19 protein-coding genes are annotated in these 15,791 nt (G+C 63.9%); 7 read left to right on the forward strand and 12 right to left on the reverse strand.

What is annotated here, in order from left to right; translation table 11 throughout:
- Nucleotides 1-5: 5 nt before the first annotated feature.
- The 4 genes from rfbB to rfbA are packed head-to-tail and all read right to left on the reverse strand — an operon-like array spanning nt 6 to nt 3,352.
- Nucleotides 6-1,076, reverse strand: a complete 1,071-nt coding sequence (gene rfbB / locus M2331_RS11605; RefSeq protein WP_181560419.1) for a dTDP-glucose 4,6-dehydratase — start codon at nt 1,074-1,076, stop codon at nt 6-8.
- The gene (gene rfbD, locus M2331_RS11610) at nt 1,069-1,935 is read right to left on the reverse strand and encodes a dTDP-4-dehydrorhamnose reductase (protein ID WP_181560420.1); all 867 of its coding nucleotides are present in this window, start codon (nt 1,933-1,935) and stop codon (nt 1,069-1,071) included. The genes rfbB and rfbD overlap by 8 nt, the downstream gene beginning before the upstream one ends.
- Complete coding sequence (rfbC, locus tag M2331_RS11615; protein ID WP_181560421.1) at nt 1,932-2,477, reverse strand: dTDP-4-dehydrorhamnose 3,5-epimerase; 546 nt, start codon at nt 2,475-2,477, stop codon at nt 1,932-1,934. The genes rfbD and rfbC overlap by 4 nt, the downstream gene beginning before the upstream one ends.
- Nucleotides 2,477-3,352, reverse strand: coding sequence for a glucose-1-phosphate thymidylyltransferase RfbA (gene rfbA, locus M2331_RS11620; protein ID WP_181560422.1), 876 nt, complete (start codon nt 3,350-3,352; stop codon nt 2,477-2,479). Before rfbA ends, rfbC begins: the two co-directional genes overlap by 1 nt.
- A gap of 237 nt (nt 3,353-3,589) precedes the next feature.
- Between rfbA and M2331_RS11625 the strand changes: the two genes are divergently transcribed.
- From M2331_RS11625 to M2331_RS11635, 3 genes are all read left to right on the forward strand, one after another.
- Complete coding sequence (locus tag M2331_RS11625) at nt 3,590-3,847, forward strand: XrtV sorting system accessory protein (protein WP_181560423.1); 258 nt, start codon at nt 3,590-3,592, stop codon at nt 3,845-3,847.
- A gap of 71 nt (nt 3,848-3,918) precedes the next feature.
- The gene (locus M2331_RS11630) at nt 3,919-5,220 is read left to right on the forward strand and encodes a UDP-glucose dehydrogenase family protein (RefSeq protein ID WP_181560424.1); all 1,302 of its coding nucleotides are present in this window, start codon (nt 3,919-3,921) and stop codon (nt 5,218-5,220) included.
- 172 nt (nt 5,221-5,392) lie between these two features.
- Nucleotides 5,393-6,256, forward strand: a complete 864-nt coding sequence (locus M2331_RS11635) for a UTP--glucose-1-phosphate uridylyltransferase (RefSeq protein ID WP_181560425.1) — start codon at nt 5,393-5,395, stop codon at nt 6,254-6,256.
- Nucleotides 6,257-6,409: 153 nt separating this feature from the next.
- Here M2331_RS11635 and M2331_RS11640 read toward each other — a convergent pair whose 3' ends face one another.
- The 3 genes from M2331_RS11640 to petA are packed head-to-tail and all read right to left on the reverse strand — an operon-like array spanning nt 6,410 to nt 9,183.
- Nucleotides 6,410-7,249 carry a cytochrome c1 gene (locus M2331_RS11640; protein WP_181560426.1) on the reverse strand — a complete coding sequence of 280 codons (840 nt, stop codon included), beginning with the start codon at nt 7,247-7,249 and terminating at the stop codon, nt 6,410-6,412.
- Nucleotides 7,250-7,264: 15 nt separating this feature from the next.
- Entirely contained in the window at nt 7,265-8,605 is a 1,341-nt protein-coding gene (locus M2331_RS11645; protein WP_181560427.1) for a cytochrome b, read from the reverse strand.
- 11 nt (nt 8,606-8,616) lie between these two features.
- On the reverse strand, nt 8,617-9,183 hold the full coding sequence (gene petA, locus M2331_RS11650) for a ubiquinol-cytochrome c reductase iron-sulfur subunit (RefSeq protein ID WP_181560428.1): 567 nt from the start codon (nt 9,181-9,183) through the stop codon (nt 8,617-8,619).
- A 297-nt stretch (nt 9,184-9,480) separates the two neighbouring features.
- On the opposite strand from petA, the gene M2331_RS11655 reads away from it, so the two are divergent.
- Entirely contained in the window at nt 9,481-9,939 is a 459-nt protein-coding gene (locus tag M2331_RS11655; RefSeq protein WP_181560429.1) for a tRNA (cytidine(34)-2'-O)-methyltransferase, read from the forward strand.
- The gene (hemF, locus tag M2331_RS11660) at nt 9,936-10,817 is read left to right on the forward strand and encodes an oxygen-dependent coproporphyrinogen oxidase (protein ID WP_181560430.1); all 882 of its coding nucleotides are present in this window, start codon (nt 9,936-9,938) and stop codon (nt 10,815-10,817) included. The genes M2331_RS11655 and hemF overlap by 4 nt, the downstream gene beginning before the upstream one ends.
- On the opposite strand, the gene M2331_RS11665 is transcribed toward hemF, so the two are convergent.
- A complete protein-coding gene (locus tag M2331_RS11665; RefSeq protein WP_181560431.1) occupies nt 10,804-11,565 on the reverse strand; it encodes a hypothetical protein in 762 nt (253 codons plus the stop codon). The two genes, hemF and M2331_RS11665, sit on opposite strands and share 14 nt — an antisense overlap.
- A gap of 104 nt (nt 11,566-11,669) precedes the next feature.
- On the opposite strand from M2331_RS11665, the gene lipB reads away from it, so the two are divergent.
- Both lipB and M2331_RS11675 read left to right on the forward strand, forming a co-directional pair.
- A complete protein-coding gene (gene lipB, locus M2331_RS11670; RefSeq protein WP_181560432.1) occupies nt 11,670-12,350 on the forward strand; it encodes a lipoyl(octanoyl) transferase LipB in 681 nt (226 codons plus the stop codon).
- Nucleotides 12,351-12,497: 147 nt separating this feature from the next.
- The gene (locus M2331_RS11675; RefSeq protein ID WP_181560433.1) at nt 12,498-12,776 is read left to right on the forward strand and encodes a hypothetical protein; all 279 of its coding nucleotides are present in this window, start codon (nt 12,498-12,500) and stop codon (nt 12,774-12,776) included.
- Nucleotides 12,777-12,779: 3 nt separating this feature from the next.
- On the opposite strand, the gene queE is transcribed toward M2331_RS11675, so the two are convergent.
- The 4 genes from queE to M2331_RS11695 all read right to left on the reverse strand — a co-directional run bounded on the left by queE (nt 12,780) and on the right by M2331_RS11695 (nt 15,789).
- Nucleotides 12,780-13,421, reverse strand: coding sequence for a 7-carboxy-7-deazaguanine synthase (queE, locus tag M2331_RS11680; RefSeq protein ID WP_181560434.1), 642 nt, complete (start codon nt 13,419-13,421; stop codon nt 12,780-12,782).
- A gap of 9 nt (nt 13,422-13,430) precedes the next feature.
- Nucleotides 13,431-14,102, reverse strand: a complete 672-nt coding sequence (gene queC / locus M2331_RS11685; RefSeq protein WP_264592372.1) for a 7-cyano-7-deazaguanine synthase QueC — start codon at nt 14,100-14,102, stop codon at nt 13,431-13,433.
- Between the two features lie 220 nt (nt 14,103-14,322).
- Entirely contained in the window at nt 14,323-14,745 is a 423-nt protein-coding gene (locus M2331_RS11690; RefSeq protein ID WP_181560436.1) for a DUF3617 domain-containing protein, read from the reverse strand.
- Nucleotides 14,746-14,868: 123 nt separating this feature from the next.
- Nucleotides 14,869-15,789 (reverse strand): Hsp33 family molecular chaperone HslO, encoded by a 921-nt coding sequence (locus M2331_RS11695; RefSeq protein ID WP_181560437.1) that lies wholly within the window; start codon nt 15,787-15,789, stop codon nt 14,869-14,871.
- Nucleotides 15,790-15,791: the final 2 nt, after the last annotated feature.

Below are 15,791 nucleotides of genomic sequence, written 5' to 3' on the forward strand. Positions count from 1 at the left end.
CCCTATCACTGGCCGGCGGCGGCCTTCTCAAGCAACGGCCGCCACCACTGCTCATTGCGCAGATACCAGTCCAGCGTCTGCGCGAAGCCTTCGCTAAAGGTGCGGCGTGGCGCATAGCCAAGTTCCGAGCGCGCCTTGGTTTCGTCGATCGCGTAGCGCCGGTCGTGCCCGGCGCGATCGGTGACGAAGGTCTTCAGCGTGTCCGATGCCTGCCCCCGTGCGGCAGGCGCGTCGGGGAAGCGCTGGGCAAGCTTCGGATCGGCGGCGAAGGCGCGATCGACTGTCGCGCAAATCTCCTCGATGACGGTGAGATTGGGCAATTCCTGGCCGCCGCCGATATTGTAGGTTTCGCCCGGTCGCCCGACCTGAAGAACCTTCTCGATGCCGTGGCAATGGTCCTCGACATGCAGCCAGTCGCGCACATTCATGCCGTCGCCGTAGATCGGAAGATTTCGGCCATAGAGGCAGTTGAGCAGGAACAGCGGGATAAGCTTCTCGGGAAACTGATAAGGGCCATAATTGTTCGAGCAATTGCTCGTCGTGACCTCAAGGCCATAAGTGTGGTGATAGGCCCGCACCAGATGGTCCGAACCCGCCTTGCTGGCCGAATAGGGCGAGTTGGGCGCATAAGCGGTGGTTTCGCTGAACGCCGGATCGTTCGGCCCGAGCGAGCCATAGACCTCATCGGTCGAGACATGATGGAACCGGTGCGGACGGCCCGTGCCGGTATCAAGCCACAGCTTGCGCGCCGCCTTGAGCAGGCTGTGCGTGCCGATGACATTGGTCGTCACGAAGGCGTCCGGTCCGGTGATCGAGCGATCGACATGGCTCTCGGCAGCGAAGTGGACGATGGTGTCGATCTGCTTGCGGGCCAGCAGATCCTCGACCAGCGGCGTATCGCAGATATCACCCACCACCAGTTCGACATCGCTCAGGCCATCGAGATTTGCCGGATTGCCTGCATAAGTGAGCGCATCCAGAACCGTGACAACGTCGCTGGCATGATGGGTGCGCCAATAATGCACGAAGTTCGCGCCGATGAAGCCGGCACCGCCGGTGACGAGCAGATTAGCCATTCGCCTTGATCACTCCGAGCATGTCACGAAGATGGACGCGCCAATGCGGCGCGGGTGCGCCGATGTGCGCAACGGTACTGCTCTTGTCCAGAACCGAATAAGAGGGTCTTTGCGCCGGCGTGGGATAGTCGCTGGTGCTGATCGGCAAGACCGGCACGGCCCGGCTCAGCAGGCCAAGCGCGACGGCCTCCTCCTGAATCGCCACGGCAAAATCATACCAGCTCGCCGCGCCGCTATCCGTCCAGTGATGCAGGCCGCTCGCCCCCACGGCGTGCAATCGCCAGAGGGCAGCCGCCAGTCCGGCAGCATAAGTCGGCGTGCCGATCTGGTCGGCGACCACCCGGACCTCATCCCGCTCCGCCATCAGGCGCAGCATCGTCCGCACGAAATTATGGCCAGTGTCGCCATAGACCCAGGCCGTCCGCACGATGAGGGCTTGCGGAGACGCCGCAAGCACGGCCTCCTCCCCCGCCCGTTTGCTGGCGCCATAGACACCCAGCGGTGCAACGGGGCTGTCCGGCCGATAGGGCGTGCCAGACGTGCCGTCGAACACGAAATCGGTCGAGACATGCACGAGGGCCGCGCCGTTTGACGCTGCCGCACGGGCCAGATTCCCCGGCCCGTCGGCGTTAATGCGCCAGGCAAGATCGCGGTCGTTCTCTGCCTTGTCCACGGCGGTATAAGCGGCCGCGTTGAGAATAAGCGCGGGTTGGACCTCGGCGATGCAGGCCGAAACAGCCGTCTCGTCCCCGATATCGAGCGCAGCCCGGTCCAGCGCGACAATGTCCGCATCCTCGGGCGCGCATCGTTGCAGCGCCTGGCCAAGCTGACCGCCTGCCCCTGTGATGATGACCTTCACGGGAAGGTCACCGCATCCGCCAGCGGCTTGCCGGCCATGTCCTTGGCGGAAAGCTGCGGCACGATGTCGCCGAGCGGCCAGTCGATGCCGAGCGCAGGGTCGTTCCAGAGCAGGCTGTGCTCATGGCTGGGATCGTAAAAGCCGCGACACTTGTAAAGAAAGTCCGTGCCATCCTCCAGGCACAGGAACCCGTGCGCCATGCCCTCGGGCACCCAGAGCATCCGCTTGTTGGCCGCGCTCAATTCGACGCCCACCGATTTGCCGAAGGTGGTCGAGGACCGGCGCATATCCACAGCGACATCGAAGACCGCGCCGGCCGTGACCCGCACCAGCTTCCCCTGCGGGCCAGGCTGCTGATAGTGCAGCCCGCGCAGGACCCCGCGCGAGGAACGGCTGTGATTGTCCTGCACGAAGTCGATCTCGAGCCCGGCCTCCTTGAACGCCCGCGCGTTCCAGCTTTCCAGAAAGAAGCCGCGCTCATCGCCGAAAACCTTCGGCTCGATGATGAAGACCCCATCAATGGCCGTTTCTATGAGGTTCATCAGGCTTTGCCGTCCAGCAGATTGAGGAGATACTCGCCATAGCCGGACTTACGCAGCGGCTCGGCGATGTCCAGCAGTTGCGCATCATCGATAAAGCCCATGCGCCAGCACAGTTCTTCCGGGCAGCAGATTTTAAGGCCCTGACGCTCCTCGGTAATCCGCACATAATTGGCCGCGTCGATCAGCGAGCCATGCGTGCCGGTGTCGAGCCAGGCATAGCCGCGCCCCATCAGCTCGACATTCAGCTCGCCGGCTTCCAGATAGACGCGATTGAGATCGGTAATCTCCAGCTCGCCCCGGGCGGACGGCGCCAGCCCGGCCGCACGCTCCACCGCCTGCCCGTCGTAGAAATAAAGGCCGGTGACGGCATAATTGGATTTGGGCTGCGCGGGCTTTTCCTCGATCGTCTGCGCCTTACCGTCGGCATCGAAGGAGACGACGCCATAGGCTGTCGGGTCGCTGACATTATAGCCGAACACCGTCGCGCCATGCTCGCGGGCATTGGCGGCCTGCAATAGCTCGGTGAGCCCGTGGCCATAGAAGATGTTGTCGCCGAGGATCAGCGCGGAGGGGTCCGTGCCGATGAAATCCGCACCGATATGATAAGCCTGCGCCAGGCCACGGGGCTCTGGCTGCACGGCATAATGCAGGTCGAGACCCAGCGCGCTCCCGTCGCCCAGCAAAGCCTGGAATGCCGCCTGATCATGCGGCGTGGTGATGATCATGATCTCCCGAATGCCCGCCATGATCAGCACCGAGAGCGGATAATAGATCATCGGCTTGTCGTAGACTGGCATGAGCTGCTTGGAGACGGCCTTCGTCAGCGGATAGAGCCGCGTCCCCGATCCGCCTGCCAGAATGATTCCCTTACGCAATAGCAACACTCCATGGCTGTGCCCGGACGGGCGCTCCGAGGTAACGCATCATCTTCACAATGCAAGGCGACCATTTTCAGCCGGTCCCGAGCCTGAACCATTTTGGCATGGGGGGATTATGCAGCGATACGACGAAAAGATCGTGAATCGCTTTGCGTTTTCATTTCAGAAAAATTAGCGGTTTCGAACCGATCGATCCTGCGATCAAAATTGTGCCGCCTGACGGGAGAAGACTGCATGGAAACAGTTTATGACTGGCTCTCTCTGGCGATATTTGCTGGCATCATCGTGCTGTTCCTCCAGCGTTCCTCGATGGAAAATCCGCCAGACCGGATGATCGACTATCTGCCGCCGGCGCTTGGCTGCGCCATTGCCAACCAGGCCGGCAATTATGCGATCGAGCATGACAGCATGGTCATGCATGCTGCCGGGATTTTGCTGCTGGTCGGCGTGGTGGCCTATGTTTGGCTGGTGTTGAAGCCCAGTTTTAAATAGGCCTTGCGCCTGTTGGCGGCTTCCCGCTGCCGGCGCATCCACCGTGATTACGGCAAAAAGGGCGTGTTCCTGTGAGAATTACAATGATCGGCTCGGGGTATGTGGGCCTCGTCTCTGGCGCGTGCTTCGCGGATTTCGGCCATGACGTCATCTGTTTCGACAAGGACGAGGCGAAGATCACCGCCCTCCAGGAAGGCCGCATCCCGATCTTCGAGCCCGGCCTCGATCATCTCGTCGCCAGCAATGTCGCGGCCGGCCGGCTGTCCTTTACGACGCAAGCGGCAGACGCCCTCGCCGACCCCGACGCGATCTTCATCGCCGTTGGCACACCCTCGCGGCGCGGCGATGGCCATGCGGACCTGAGCTATGTCTACGGCGCGGCAGCGGAAATCGCGCCGTTCCTCAAGCGCTTCACCGTGGTGGTCGACAAGTCCACCGTGCCTGTCGGCACTGGCGACGAGGTCGAGCGGATCATCCGGGAGACCAATCCCGACGCCGATTTTGCCGTGATCTCCAATCCGGAGTTCCTGCGCGAAGGCGCGGCGATCGACGACTTCAAGCGCCCCGACCGCGTCGTGATCGGCGGCGATGATCGCCGGGCCCTGGACGTGATGCGGCAAATCTACCGTCCGCTCGTCATCGGCCGCTCGCCGGTGATCGAAATGAGCCGGCGCGGTGCCGAGCTGACCAAATATGCCGGCAACGCGTTTCTTGCGACCAAGATCACCTTCATCAACGAGATCGCCGATCTGTGTGAGAAGGTGGGCGCGGACGTGCATGAAGTCGCGCGGGGCATTGGCCTGGATAATCGCATCGGTGCCAAGTTCCTGCACCCCGGCCCCGGCTTTGGCGGCTCCTGCTTCCCCAAGGACACGCTCGCCTTGTTGAAGACCGCACAGGATTATGAGGCGCCGCAGCGGATCGTCGAAACGGTCGTCGCCGTGAATGATTCGCGCAAGCGCGCCATGGGGCGAAAGGTCATTCAAGCGATGGGCGGGGAAGTGCGTGGCAAGACCATCGCCGTGCTCGGCCTCACCTTCAAGCAGAATACGGACGACATGCGCGATTCGCCCGCCATCGCGATCATCGAGACGCTGCAGGACGCAGGCGCCGAGATCCACGCCCATGATCCCGAGGGCATGGAGCAGGCCAAGCTGGTGCTGCGCGACGTCACCTATTTCGGCAATGCCTATGACACGATGGCCGGCGCCGATGCGCTGGTGTTCATCACCGAGTGGGACGCCTTCCGCGCGCTCGATCTGGCCCGCATCAAGTCGCTGCTGAAGACGCCGGTGATGATCGATTTGCGCAACCTCTACCCGCGCGATCTGGTCGAGGAGGCCGGCTTCTCCTACACGGCCGTCGGTCGGTAATTCGGCGGAACCGAGTTTCCCACCGACCGTTCTGACCTCGGCCTGATGGATGCCATCACAAAGCGGGGCTTTTCATCCGGCCTTTGGGGCGGCCAATCGAACAATATGCGGTATCTTTACCTTAATGCTCGATAGGCACGTCCACGACTGACAGAGCAATCAGGGGGTTCATTTGACGATACGCAAAGCTGTCTTCCCGGTCGCCGGGCTTGGCACCCGCTTCCTGCCCGCCACCAAGGCGGTGCCGAAGGAAATGCTTCCCGTCGTCGATCGCCCGCTGATCCAATATGCCGTCGATGAAGCGCTGGAAGCCGGCATCGAGACGATGATATTCGTCACCGGGCGCGGCAAGGGCGCCATCGAGGACCATTTCGATATCGCCTTCGAGCTGGAGCGGACGCAGGCCGACCGCGGCAAGAGCGTCGCGGCGCTGGAAGGCACGCGCCTGACGCCCGGCAATGCGATCTTCGTGAGGCAGCAGGAACCCCGCGGCCTTGGCCATGCGATCTGGTGCGCGCGCGATATCATCGGCGATGAGCCCTTTGCCATCATCCTGCCGGACGAGCTTCTCGTCGGCCGTCAGAAGGGATGTCTGGCCCAAATGATCGAGCAGTATGAGAAAGTCGGCGGCAATCTGGTCTGCGCGCTTGAAGTGCCGATGGACGAGACGCCCAGCTATGGCGTGATCGATCCGGGCGCCCGCGACGGCGTGCTGACAGAGGTCCGGGGCTTGGTTGAGAAGCCGGCGCTGGGCACGGCGCCCTCCAACCTGATGCTGCCCGGCCGCTATATTCTGCAGCCCGAGGTCATGGCCCTGCTGGCGACGCAAGAGGCTGGGGCGGGCGGCGAAGTGCAGCTCACCGATTCCATGGCGAAGCTGATCGGCCAGCAGCCCTTCCACGGCGTGACCTTCGATGGCGAGCGCTTCGACTGCGGCTCGAAGCTCGGCTTTGCCCAGGCCAATTTCGCGCTCGCCTGCCGCGACGATGCCATGGGCGGCGATCTCAAGAGCTGGGCTCGGGATCTCCTCGCCTGAGAGGCGCCAAGTCCGACGCAACGACCCTGGGCTTGCGCAGCAGCGCCTGACGCAAGCGCCATCTCCAATATCCATCGGCACATAAAAAAGGGCGGATCCTGCGATCCGCCCTATTTCTTATCTCGTCGGGTCTATCGACCCGGGCAGGAACCCTCAGTGCTTCTTGTTCGCCCAGATGTTCTGGTACGACATGTAAGCCAGCACCGTCGCGAACAGCAGGAAGATCACCACGGCGATGCCGGTGCTCTTGCGCGCTTCCATCTTCGGCTCGGCCGTCCACATCAGGAAGGCAGCGACGTCCGTGGCCATCTGGTCGACGGTCGGCTTGGGCTGACCCTCGCCATAGGTCACCTGACCTTCGGCCGTCAGCGGCGGCGCCATCGCGAGGTTGAGGTTCGCGAAGTACGGGTTGTAGTGCAGCCCCTCCGGCGTCTTCGCGTCGGGGAACTTGCGCAGCAATTCGGCCGGCTGCTCACGATAACCGGTCAGCAGCGCATGAACATAGTTCGCACCGTCATGACGGGCCTTCGCGATCAGCGAAAGATCCGGCGGAATGGCGTTGTTGTTGGCGGCAGCGGCAGCCACGCTGTTCGGATAGACCAGCGGGAACTTGTCCGCCGGCACGCCCGGACGCGTGCTGGGTTCACCCGTGCTGGGGTCAATCGACGGCACCTGACGCGCTGCGGCGATCGCCTTGATCTCGGCTTCATTATAGCCAAGGTCGGCGAGGCTGCGGAACGCCACCTGATGGATCGAGTGACAGGCCGAGCAGACTTCCGTGTAGACCTGGAAGCCGCGCTGCAACTGCGCGCGATCGAATTTGCCGAACGGCCCTTCAAAGCTGAAGCCAGCCTTTTCGGGGTGGAGGTGGAACTCCTTCTCAGCCGTGGGCTGCGGCGGCTCGCTCACATAAGCGACCCCACCCCAGATGAAGCTGAGCAGCAGCATGCCGGAGAAAAACAGGCCGACAAGGAAGGCCAGGACACGAACCATTGACGGACCCCTTAATTAAGCTGCGCCGGTGGGCTGGGTATCGCTGCCCATGCCCGGAGGTGCAGACTGTTCTCCCTCGAACTTGCCCTTGGCCAGCACCGCTTCGGTAATCGAACCGGGGAGCGGCAGCGGCCGCTCGATGGACGCAATGATCGGCAAGATGATCAGGAAGTGCGCGAAATAATAAGCCGAAGCGATCTGGCTGATCATGACATAGGGCTCTTCCGCCGGTGCGCCGCCGCAATAGCCGAGCACGAGCACGTCCAGAATGAGCAGCCACCAGAACTTCTTGAACAGCGGGCGGTAGTTGCCCGAGCGGACCGGCGAGGTGTCGATCCACGGCAGGAAGAACAGCAGCAGAATGGACGAGAACATCGCCATCACGCCGAGGAGCTTCGCGGGAACCAGCACGATACCGGTGAACGGGATCACCAGATCCATCGTGAAGGCGCGCAGAATGGCGTAGAACGGCCAGAAGTACCATTCAGGCACGATGTGCGCCGGCGTCGAAAGCGGGTTGGCCTGGATATAGTTATCCGGGTGGCCCATCGAATTCGGCGCGAAGAACAGCACCAGTGCGAACAGGATGAGGAACACGCCAAGGCCGAAACCGTCCTTCGCCGTATAATAGGGATGGAACGGCACCGTATCCTGCGGCCCCTTCACTTCCACACCGGTCGGGTTGGACGAGCCGGGAATGTGCAGCGCCCAGATGTGCAGGATGATGACACCCGCGATCACGAAGGGCAGCAGATAGTGGAGCGAGAAGAAGCGGTTGAGCGCGGCATTGCCAGGCGCGAAGCCGCCGAGCAGCCAAGTCTGGATCGGCTCACCCACCACCGGAATGGCGGCGAAGAGGCCGGTAATCACCTGCGCGCCCCAGAAGCTCATCTGACCCCAGGGGAGCACATAGCCCATGAACGCCGTCGCCATCATCAGCAGGAAGATGACCACACCGAGCAGCCACACCATTTCGCGCGGCGCCTTGTACGATCCGTAATAGAGGCCGCGGAAAATGTGGAGATAGACGACGATGAAGAAGAAGCTCGCGCCGTTGGCGTGCGCATAACGCAGCAGCCAGCCCGAGTTCACATCGCGCATGATGTGCTCGACGCTGTCGAACGCCACGCCGGCATTCGCCGCATAGTGCATGGCGAGGATGATGCCGGTGATCAGCTGGATCGTCAGCGCGACGCCCGCGAGGACACCGAAGTTCCAGAAATAGTTGAGGTTGCGCGGCACTTCGTAGCCGCCGCCGACGGCGTTGTAGACGAAGCGCGGGAGCGGCAAGCGCTCATCCACCCACTTCATCACGGGATGCTTCGGCGTGTAATGCTCAGCCCAGGGAAAGCTCATTATCTTTATCCTCAGCCTACGAGAATGGCGGTGTCGGAGGTGTACTTATACTGCGGAACCACGAGGTTCTTCGGCGCAGGCCCCTTGCGGATGCGCGCGGCAGTATCATAGCTCGAACCGTGGCACGGGCAGAAATAACCGCCGAACTCGCCCCGGTTCTCACCCTCGCCGGCACCGAGCGGCACGCAACCCAGATGGGTGCACACGCCCATGGTGATCAGCCACTGCTTCTTGCCGTCGACCGTGCGCTCTTCCAGCGTCTGGGGATCGCGCAGGGTGGAGACGTTGACGGCGTCCGCTTCGGCAATTTCCTTGTCCGTCAGATGCCGCACGAACAGCGGCTGCGAGCGGAACACCGTCTTGATCGCCTGGCCGGCCTGGATCGCCGACAGATCGACTTCCGTCGTCGCCTGCGCCAGCACGTCCGCACTCGGACTCATCTGGGTAATCAGCGGATACAGAACGGCGAGACCGCCAACACCAGCGAAACTCACGGCTGCGATGTTGATGAAGTCGCGACGACGCACGCCTTCGCCATCGTCCATGACAGCTTCCGTCCCTTGCACTTCAGTGGCCATGCTTTGTCATTGCCTCCCTTTGTCCACGATCGCCCGAGAGCGTCGTGCACGCCGAAATCTCGATTCGGGCGCCAGTCGATCGCGCGTCGAACCGAAAGGCTTCCTTATTGGCCGGAAGTCCGCTCGTCCGCCGAATGATACGACACACCGCACGCCAGGATGGTCCCGGCGCGTTCGGGCGCCTGATAGCGCCGTTGATTGCGATTTGCCAACCTTCAATTTCGTGGCCCGCCCGCCTTTTTCCAGCCGGGCGCAAGAGGGGTGGGATTGCGCAGGGGCCGTGGCTAGGAGGTGAGGATGCGCATCGCCCTCTATCAGCCCGATATCGCCGGCAACGTCGGCACCATCCTGCGACTGGCTGCCTGCTGGCAGATCCCGGTCGACATCATCCTTCCCTGCGGCTTTCCGGTGTCCGACGCGCAACTGCGCCGGGCGTCCATGGATTATGGCGCGCAGGCCGATGTGACGCGGCATGTGGACTTTGAGAGCTTCATCGCCGAGCGGCTGAAGGACGGCGCGCGCCTGGTGGCACTGACCAGCGTCGGCAGCGTGCCCCTGCCCCAGGCCAGCTTCCAGCGCGACGACATCCTCTTGCTCGGCCGCGAGAGCGCCGGCCTGCCCGAGGCGATTCATGCGCAGGCAGCTTTGCGCGTGCGGATTCCCATGGCGCCGGGCTTTCGCTCCTTGAACGTCGCGGTAGCAACTGGCATCGCGCTTGGCGAAGCTCTTAGACAGACCGGACTTTTCCCCGCATGACTTCCACCGCACCCAACAGCCTCGACGATCAACAGCTGGCCGCCCGCGCCTGGTTCGAAAGCCTGCGGGACCGGATCTGCGCCGCGTTCGAAGCCATCGAGCGGGAAGCGGGCAGCGATGCGGCGTTCGATTATCTGTCCTGGTGGCGCGAGAGCGACGGCCAGCCGTCCGGCCCCATTGAACAGGGCGGTGGCGGCGGCGGCGTGCGCGGCGTCATGAAGGGCAAGGTGTTCGAGAAGGTCGGGGTGAATGTGTCCACGGTCGGCGGCGCCTTCTCGCCCGAATTCGCCCGCACGATCCACGGCGCGGGCGAAGAGCAGCCGGGCTTTTTCGCCACCGGCATCAGCCTCGTGGCGCATATGGCCAATCCGCATGTGCCGGCCGTGCATATGAATACGCGCATGCTGGTCACCACCAAGCGCTGGTTCGGCGGCGGCGCGGACCTCAATCCGCCCATCGTCTACGAGGAAGACACGGCGGACTTCCATGACACGCTGCGCCGCGCCTGCGATGCGCATGACGAGAGCTACTATCCGCGCTTCAGCAAATGGGCGGAGGAGTATTTCTACATTCCCCACCGGCAGGTTCACCGCGGCGTGGGCGGGATTTTCTACGACCATCTCGAAGGGCCGTTCGAGGAGAGCTTCGCCTTTACCCAAGCGGTGGGCGAGGCGTTTCTGGAAGCCTTCCCGCGAATTGTGCGCCGCCGCATGGGATTGCCATGGACGGCGGAGCAGGAAGCGCAGTTGCTCGAATGGCGCGGCCGCTATGTCGAGTTCAACCTCGTGCATGATCGCGGCACGCTGTTCGGCCTCAAGACCGGCGGCAATATCGACGCAATCCTGATGAGCCTGCCGCCGCGCGTCACCTGGAGCTGAACGGCGCTCCGGCTGCCGGCGCACCCGCCGTCGCCCGGTAGAGCGCGGCGCAGATCAGCACGACGAGCACCGTGCGGGCGGTTTCCACCAGCGCGGAGACCATCGCGATCAGCAGGTCGGCGATGTCGGCCGGCAGCAGCAGCTCGGCGACCACCCCGACGACGGAGGTGAGCACGACCCCCAGCATGATCATCATGATGAAAATAAGGCCGAGCACGCCGAACACGCGCCACCCGTTCCCCCGCGTCAGCGCGGCACTGCGCTGGAGAATAGTGAGCGGATTGCGCTGCGACTCCGCCGCGGCGACCGGTGCGATCAAGGCCAGCCGGCCAATCAGATAGCAGCCGGGGAGAATGAAGAGCATGAAGCCGCCCATGGCGCCCAGTCCCTGCAGAAGATTCGCAAGGAAGAAACCGGGCAGGACCGGAAGAGCCATGACCAGAGCCTCCCGCACCGTCGGTCGCTCGCCGCGCAGCAGCAGCGCGTGCATCGCCAGCACGGCGAAGGACGAGATGGCAGCGAAGGCTAGCAGTACCGGCCAGTTCAGCTCGGCATATTGGGTCAGCCGCGCCAGCATCATGTCGTTGGTGGCGTTCTCGGCGAGCGGCTCGGGCTGCTTGACGAGCTGCTCGGCCACCAGAGCGGGCAGGAACATGAACATGCCGGCCACGGCGCCCAGAATGTCACGGTTTGCCGCGCCCATCTGCTTGGCGTCGTCCCATATCGCTGCCAGATCGATCCTGCTCAACCGCTTGTGCTCCCGTTTCCGCGCTCGATAGGCAATATCTGCCCCGCGCGCCATAGGCGAGCCATGCCTTGCCAAATTTGGTCGCAGATCGCATCTCGGGCGGGATGACCGCCCCTTCCCTCCCCGAACAGGATTTCCCGGCCAGCCCTGAGTGGCGGATCGAGCCGGGATTGCTCGATTATGAAAGCGCGCTGGCCGATATGGATGCGCGCGTCGCGGCGATTGCCGCTGGCGAGGCGCGCGAACGCATCTGGCTTGTCGAGCATCCTCCGCTCTACACTGCGGGCACCAGCGCGCTCTCGACCGATCTTCTGGCGCCGGTCTTTCCCGTCCATGTCACCGGACGCGGCGGGCAATATACCTATCACGGCCCCGGCCAGCGCGTCGTCTACCTCAATCTCGATCTGGGCCGACGCGGACGCGATGTGCGGCGCTTCGTCCGCGCGCTGGAGCAGTGGATGGTCGCCGCGCTGGCCGATCTCGGTGTCGAGGCGTGGACCGTGGATGGCCGCGTCGGTGTCTGGACGCAGGGGCCGCACGGGGCGGAGGCCAAGATCGGTGCCATTGGCGTGCGGGTGCGCAAATGGGTGACGTTGCACGGCCTCTCCATCAATGTCGCGCCGGACCTGGGCCATTATGGCGGCATCGTGCCCTGCGGCATCAGCGATCTGGGTGTCACCAGCCTCGCCGATCTGGGACGCCCGGCCGACATGCACCGCCTCGATGGCATTCTCCAATCGCATCTGCCGGCCATGCTGGCAGCGCTCGAGTCCGACGGCGGGTGAACGGCCGCAGCCATGGGGTGGTCGGGTTCCACGGCCCCTTGAGCCCTGCGGCATCCCTCTTTAAGACCGGCTCTTCGTGCTGCCGAGGGGGCCTCGACCGATCGGGAAAATCGGCCACGACCAAGAAGACCAGAAAGGATGCCGCTGATGCGCAAGACCCATGTTCCCCTTCTTCTGCTTGCGGCCATGGGCGGTCTCGCGCTCGCGGGCTGCGACGGCGCGCAGGACGCGCCGGGCAACACCGTCGAAATGCGGGACATGAATGTGCTGGAAGGCACGGTGAACGATTCGATGACCGATCTCGATGCCGTGAAGGCCGATGGCCTCGGCGCCGTGGGCAATGCCGGCAGCGTCAGCCGCAAGCAGACGAGCGAGCCCGCCGCCAATGCCAGCTCTGAAGACACCGAGACGGTCGCCTCGGAGTAAGCGCTACTTCAGCCCGAGCAGCTTGTGGGTCTGGAGAGACAGTCGCCAGCGGCTGTCTGAGAGGACCAGCGCAATGGCGGCCTCCCGGTTCGCGGCATTCGCCTCCGGGGTGCCGCTGTCCATCGGCTGCACGAGAAACTGGCCGAAGTCCCAGCCGAGCAGTTCGGTCGGGTCGATCCCCGGTTGCGGCCACACCAGCTTGAGTTCATCGCCCCGGCGCTGCGTCACATTGCTGCCCGCCTTGGGGCTGATGCAGAGCCAGTCTACGCCCGGCGTCGCCGCCAGCGTGCCGTTGCTTTCCACCGCGATTTCAAAGCCGATCGCATGGAGTGCGTCGATCAACGCGGCATCGAGCTGCAACATCGGCTCGCCGCCGGTGACCACCACGAACCGCTGGCCGGCCTCATCACCCCATAGATCGGCCACCGCCTGCGCGAGCGCCGGTGCCGCGCCGAAGCGACCGCCATTCTCCCCGTCCGTCCCCACGAAATCCGTGTCGCAAAACTGGCAGATCGCGCTTGCCCGATCCTGCTCTCGCCCGGACCAGAGATTGCAGCCGGCAAAGCGCAGGAACACCGCCCGGCGACCGGCCTGCATCCCTTCCCCCTGCAAGGTGAGGAACATTTCCTTGACGGCGTAGCTCATCGGCGCGCCTCAGGGATGCGTCGCGTAACGCGTCGGATCGGGCAGGCCGGCTTCCTGATAGCCCTTCGCGCGCAGGCGACAGCTATCGCACAGGCCGCAATGCAGGCCTTCGGGCGTCGGATCGTAGCAGGACCAGCTCATGCCGGCATCCAGCCCCAACCGCGCGGCCTCGGCGGCGATCTGCGCCTTGCTCATATATTGGAGCGGCGTGGCGATCTGCACCGGCGCGCCTTCCACGCCCTGCTTGGTGGCCAGCGATGCCATATGCTGAAAGGCAGCGATGAACTCCGGCCGGCAGTCAGGATAACCAGAATAATCGAGCGCATTCACCCCGATATAGATGCGCTCTGCCCCCACCACCTCGGCCAGTCCAAGCGTGAGCGAGAGGAAGATCGTGTTGCGCGCCGGCACATAGGTGATCGGAATGCCCTCGCCCACGCCCTCCTTGGGCACGTCGATGTCGGCAGTCAGCGCCGATCCACCGAACAGCGAGAGGTCGAGCGGCAGCAAGACATGGCGCTCCACCTCAAGCGCGGCCGCCACCCGCTTGGCGGCCTCCAGCTCGACGCGGTGGCGCTGCTGATAATCGATGGTGAGCGCTGCCAGCCGAAACCCCGCCTCGCGCGCCAGTCCGCCGGCGACCATCGAGTCGAGTCCGCCAGAAAGGAGGACAACCGCCATGGGGGCGTGCGATGCAGACGATATCGGTGACATGATGCCCCGCGCTAGCGCAAATCCCCTGCCCCTGTCACGGGATGAGATGATTTCGGGTTTCGCGAGCGGGGAGAGAATTGCGCTCGAGCGGGAGAACGCCGTTACAGTCACTCTCTGGCTAAGCGATGCTGGCGCATCGCCGCCACCCCCTGCCCCTCCTCTGAGCAGGGGAGATATGTCTTCAGCTTCAGCGCCTCGCAGCACCGGGGCGGCAGGCCCCTACCCGTCGGGCTTCCATCTCATGCGCAAAAGGCAATCCATCCGACACCCCTTGCGACGAAATCTGCACGAGCCGCGAGGTTTCGATCCGTAGATCGGTGCGACCACGGCCGCCCTCCCCACAGTCATAGGATGCCGCGACGGCACGCGGCGACTGGCGAATCAGGTAACGCTCGCACTGCCGATAGGGGTGCTTGGGCTGGAGCAACTGGCTGCCATCGCTGATGCAAATCCGGCGCGCCGCCTGATTGCTCCCGCGCTCCAGCAGCTCCCACTCGCCCGATTCGACCGAGTCCAGCCCGCCGGCCTGCGGCGCCTGCGCCATGGACATGGGCGCCAGCAAGCTGCCCAGCGCGAGCCCGATCGCTAGCATCGCTGCCTTGAATGCCATGTCGCTTCAGCCACTTCTTCATTTGCAGGCGGCAAAGACCGACGGGGTGGGATGCCGCAATATTTCAACGATGGAAATGCACGGCTTGTCGCAGATTGTCAAATCTGCCGGCGGGCGTGCGCCTCAGTGCGGGGCCTGCAACTCGGCCAAAGTGATATCGAAAATCCGCGAACAGAAAGCGCAGTCGACCGCGATCACCCCGCGCTCATCGGCCATGGAGGTGCGCTCGGCGGGATCGAACCGGCCCAGCACGCCACGAATCCGTTCCGGGTCGCACCGGCAGCCCTTGCGCAAGTCGGCGCTGGAGAGCGCGCGAATCTCATCTTCCTCGTGGAACAGGCGCCAGGCGATATCCTCCAGCCCCAATACGGGATCGGTCAGTTCCTCCTCGGACAGGGTGTTGCCGAGGATCATGACGTGCTCCCAATCCGGATGATCGTGCCGCACATGCAGCCGCTCGCGCCCCACCTCGCCCTCGGGCAGATGCTGCAAGAGCATGCCGCCGCCGATGCAGCCCTCTTCCGCATCATGCCGAACCGCGATTTTCACGATGCTCGGGATCTGCTCGGACTGGGCGAAATAATGCTCCGCCGCCGCGCCGAGGCCAGTGCCTTCGAGCGGGACGATCCCCTGATAGCGCTCGCCCGTGACAGCCTGATCGAAGGTGATCGCCAGATAGCCCTTCCCGAACAGACCGAAGAGCGTGGGATTCTCGCCCAGCTCGGCGAGGCGCTGCTCATCGAACTGCGCATATCCGCGCACCGCGCCGCCCATATAATCGGCGACCAGCAGCGACACCGCACCCTGCTCGGTCTGCGCCTGCAAGGTAAGCTGGCCCTCATCATCCTTGAGCATAGCGCCGAGCAGAGCGGCCAACACAAGGGCCTCGGCCACCAGCTTCTCGATAACGGGCGGATAGCGATGGGCGGCGAGCACCGCGTTGAGCGCAGGGCCAAGGCGCACGAGCCGGCCCCGGACATTGCGGGCAGGCAGGGCGAAACCGAGGACGCGGTCCTCTGTGCGGGTAGGATCGAATTCTGACATGG

Source organism: Sphingobium sp. B10D7B (genome assembly GCF_025961955.1).
In the GTDB taxonomy this organism is placed as follows: Bacteria; Pseudomonadota; Alphaproteobacteria; order Sphingomonadales; family Sphingomonadaceae; genus Sphingobium.

Excerpts from the sequence above, each read along its gene's own strand:
- lipB (WP_181560432.1), top strand. The coding sequence starts at position 11,670 with ATGACCGCCCCTTCCCTCCCCGAACAGGATTTCCCGGCCAGCCCTGAG.
- hemF (WP_181560430.1), top strand. The coding sequence starts at position 9,936 with ATGACTTCCACCGCACCCAACAGCCTCGACGATCAACAGCTGGCCGCC.
- M2331_RS11625 (WP_181560423.1), top strand. The coding sequence starts at position 3,590 with ATGGAAACAGTTTATGACTGGCTCTCTCTGGCGATATTTGCTGGCATC.
- rfbB (WP_181560419.1), bottom strand. The coding sequence starts at position 1,076 with ATGGCTAATCTGCTCGTCACCGGCGGTGCCGGCTTCATCGGCGCGAAC.
- M2331_RS11695 (WP_181560437.1), bottom strand. The coding sequence starts at position 15,789 with ATGTCAGAATTCGATCCTACCCGCACAGAGGACCGCGTCCTCGGTTTC.
- M2331_RS11655 (WP_181560429.1), top strand. The coding sequence starts at position 9,481 with ATGCGCATCGCCCTCTATCAGCCCGATATCGCCGGCAACGTCGGCACC.
- M2331_RS11640 (WP_181560426.1), bottom strand. The coding sequence starts at position 7,249 with ATGGTTCGTGTCCTGGCCTTCCTTGTCGGCCTGTTTTTCTCCGGCATG.
- queC (WP_264592372.1), bottom strand. The coding sequence starts at position 14,102 with ATGGCGGTTGTCCTCCTTTCTGGCGGACTCGACTCGATGGTCGCCGGC.
- rfbC (WP_181560421.1), bottom strand. The coding sequence starts at position 2,477 with ATGAACCTCATAGAAACGGCCATTGATGGGGTCTTCATCATCGAGCCG.
- M2331_RS11645 (WP_181560427.1), bottom strand. The coding sequence starts at position 8,605 with ATGAGCTTTCCCTGGGCTGAGCATTACACGCCGAAGCATCCCGTGATG.
- M2331_RS11690 (WP_181560436.1), bottom strand. The coding sequence starts at position 14,745 with ATGGCATTCAAGGCAGCGATGCTAGCGATCGGGCTCGCGCTGGGCAGC.
- M2331_RS11675 (WP_181560433.1), top strand. The coding sequence starts at position 12,498 with ATGCGCAAGACCCATGTTCCCCTTCTTCTGCTTGCGGCCATGGGCGGT.
- petA (WP_181560428.1), bottom strand. The coding sequence starts at position 9,183 with ATGGCCACTGAAGTGCAAGGGACGGAAGCTGTCATGGACGATGGCGAA.
- queE (WP_181560434.1), bottom strand. The coding sequence starts at position 13,421 with ATGAGCTACGCCGTCAAGGAAATGTTCCTCACCTTGCAGGGGGAAGGG.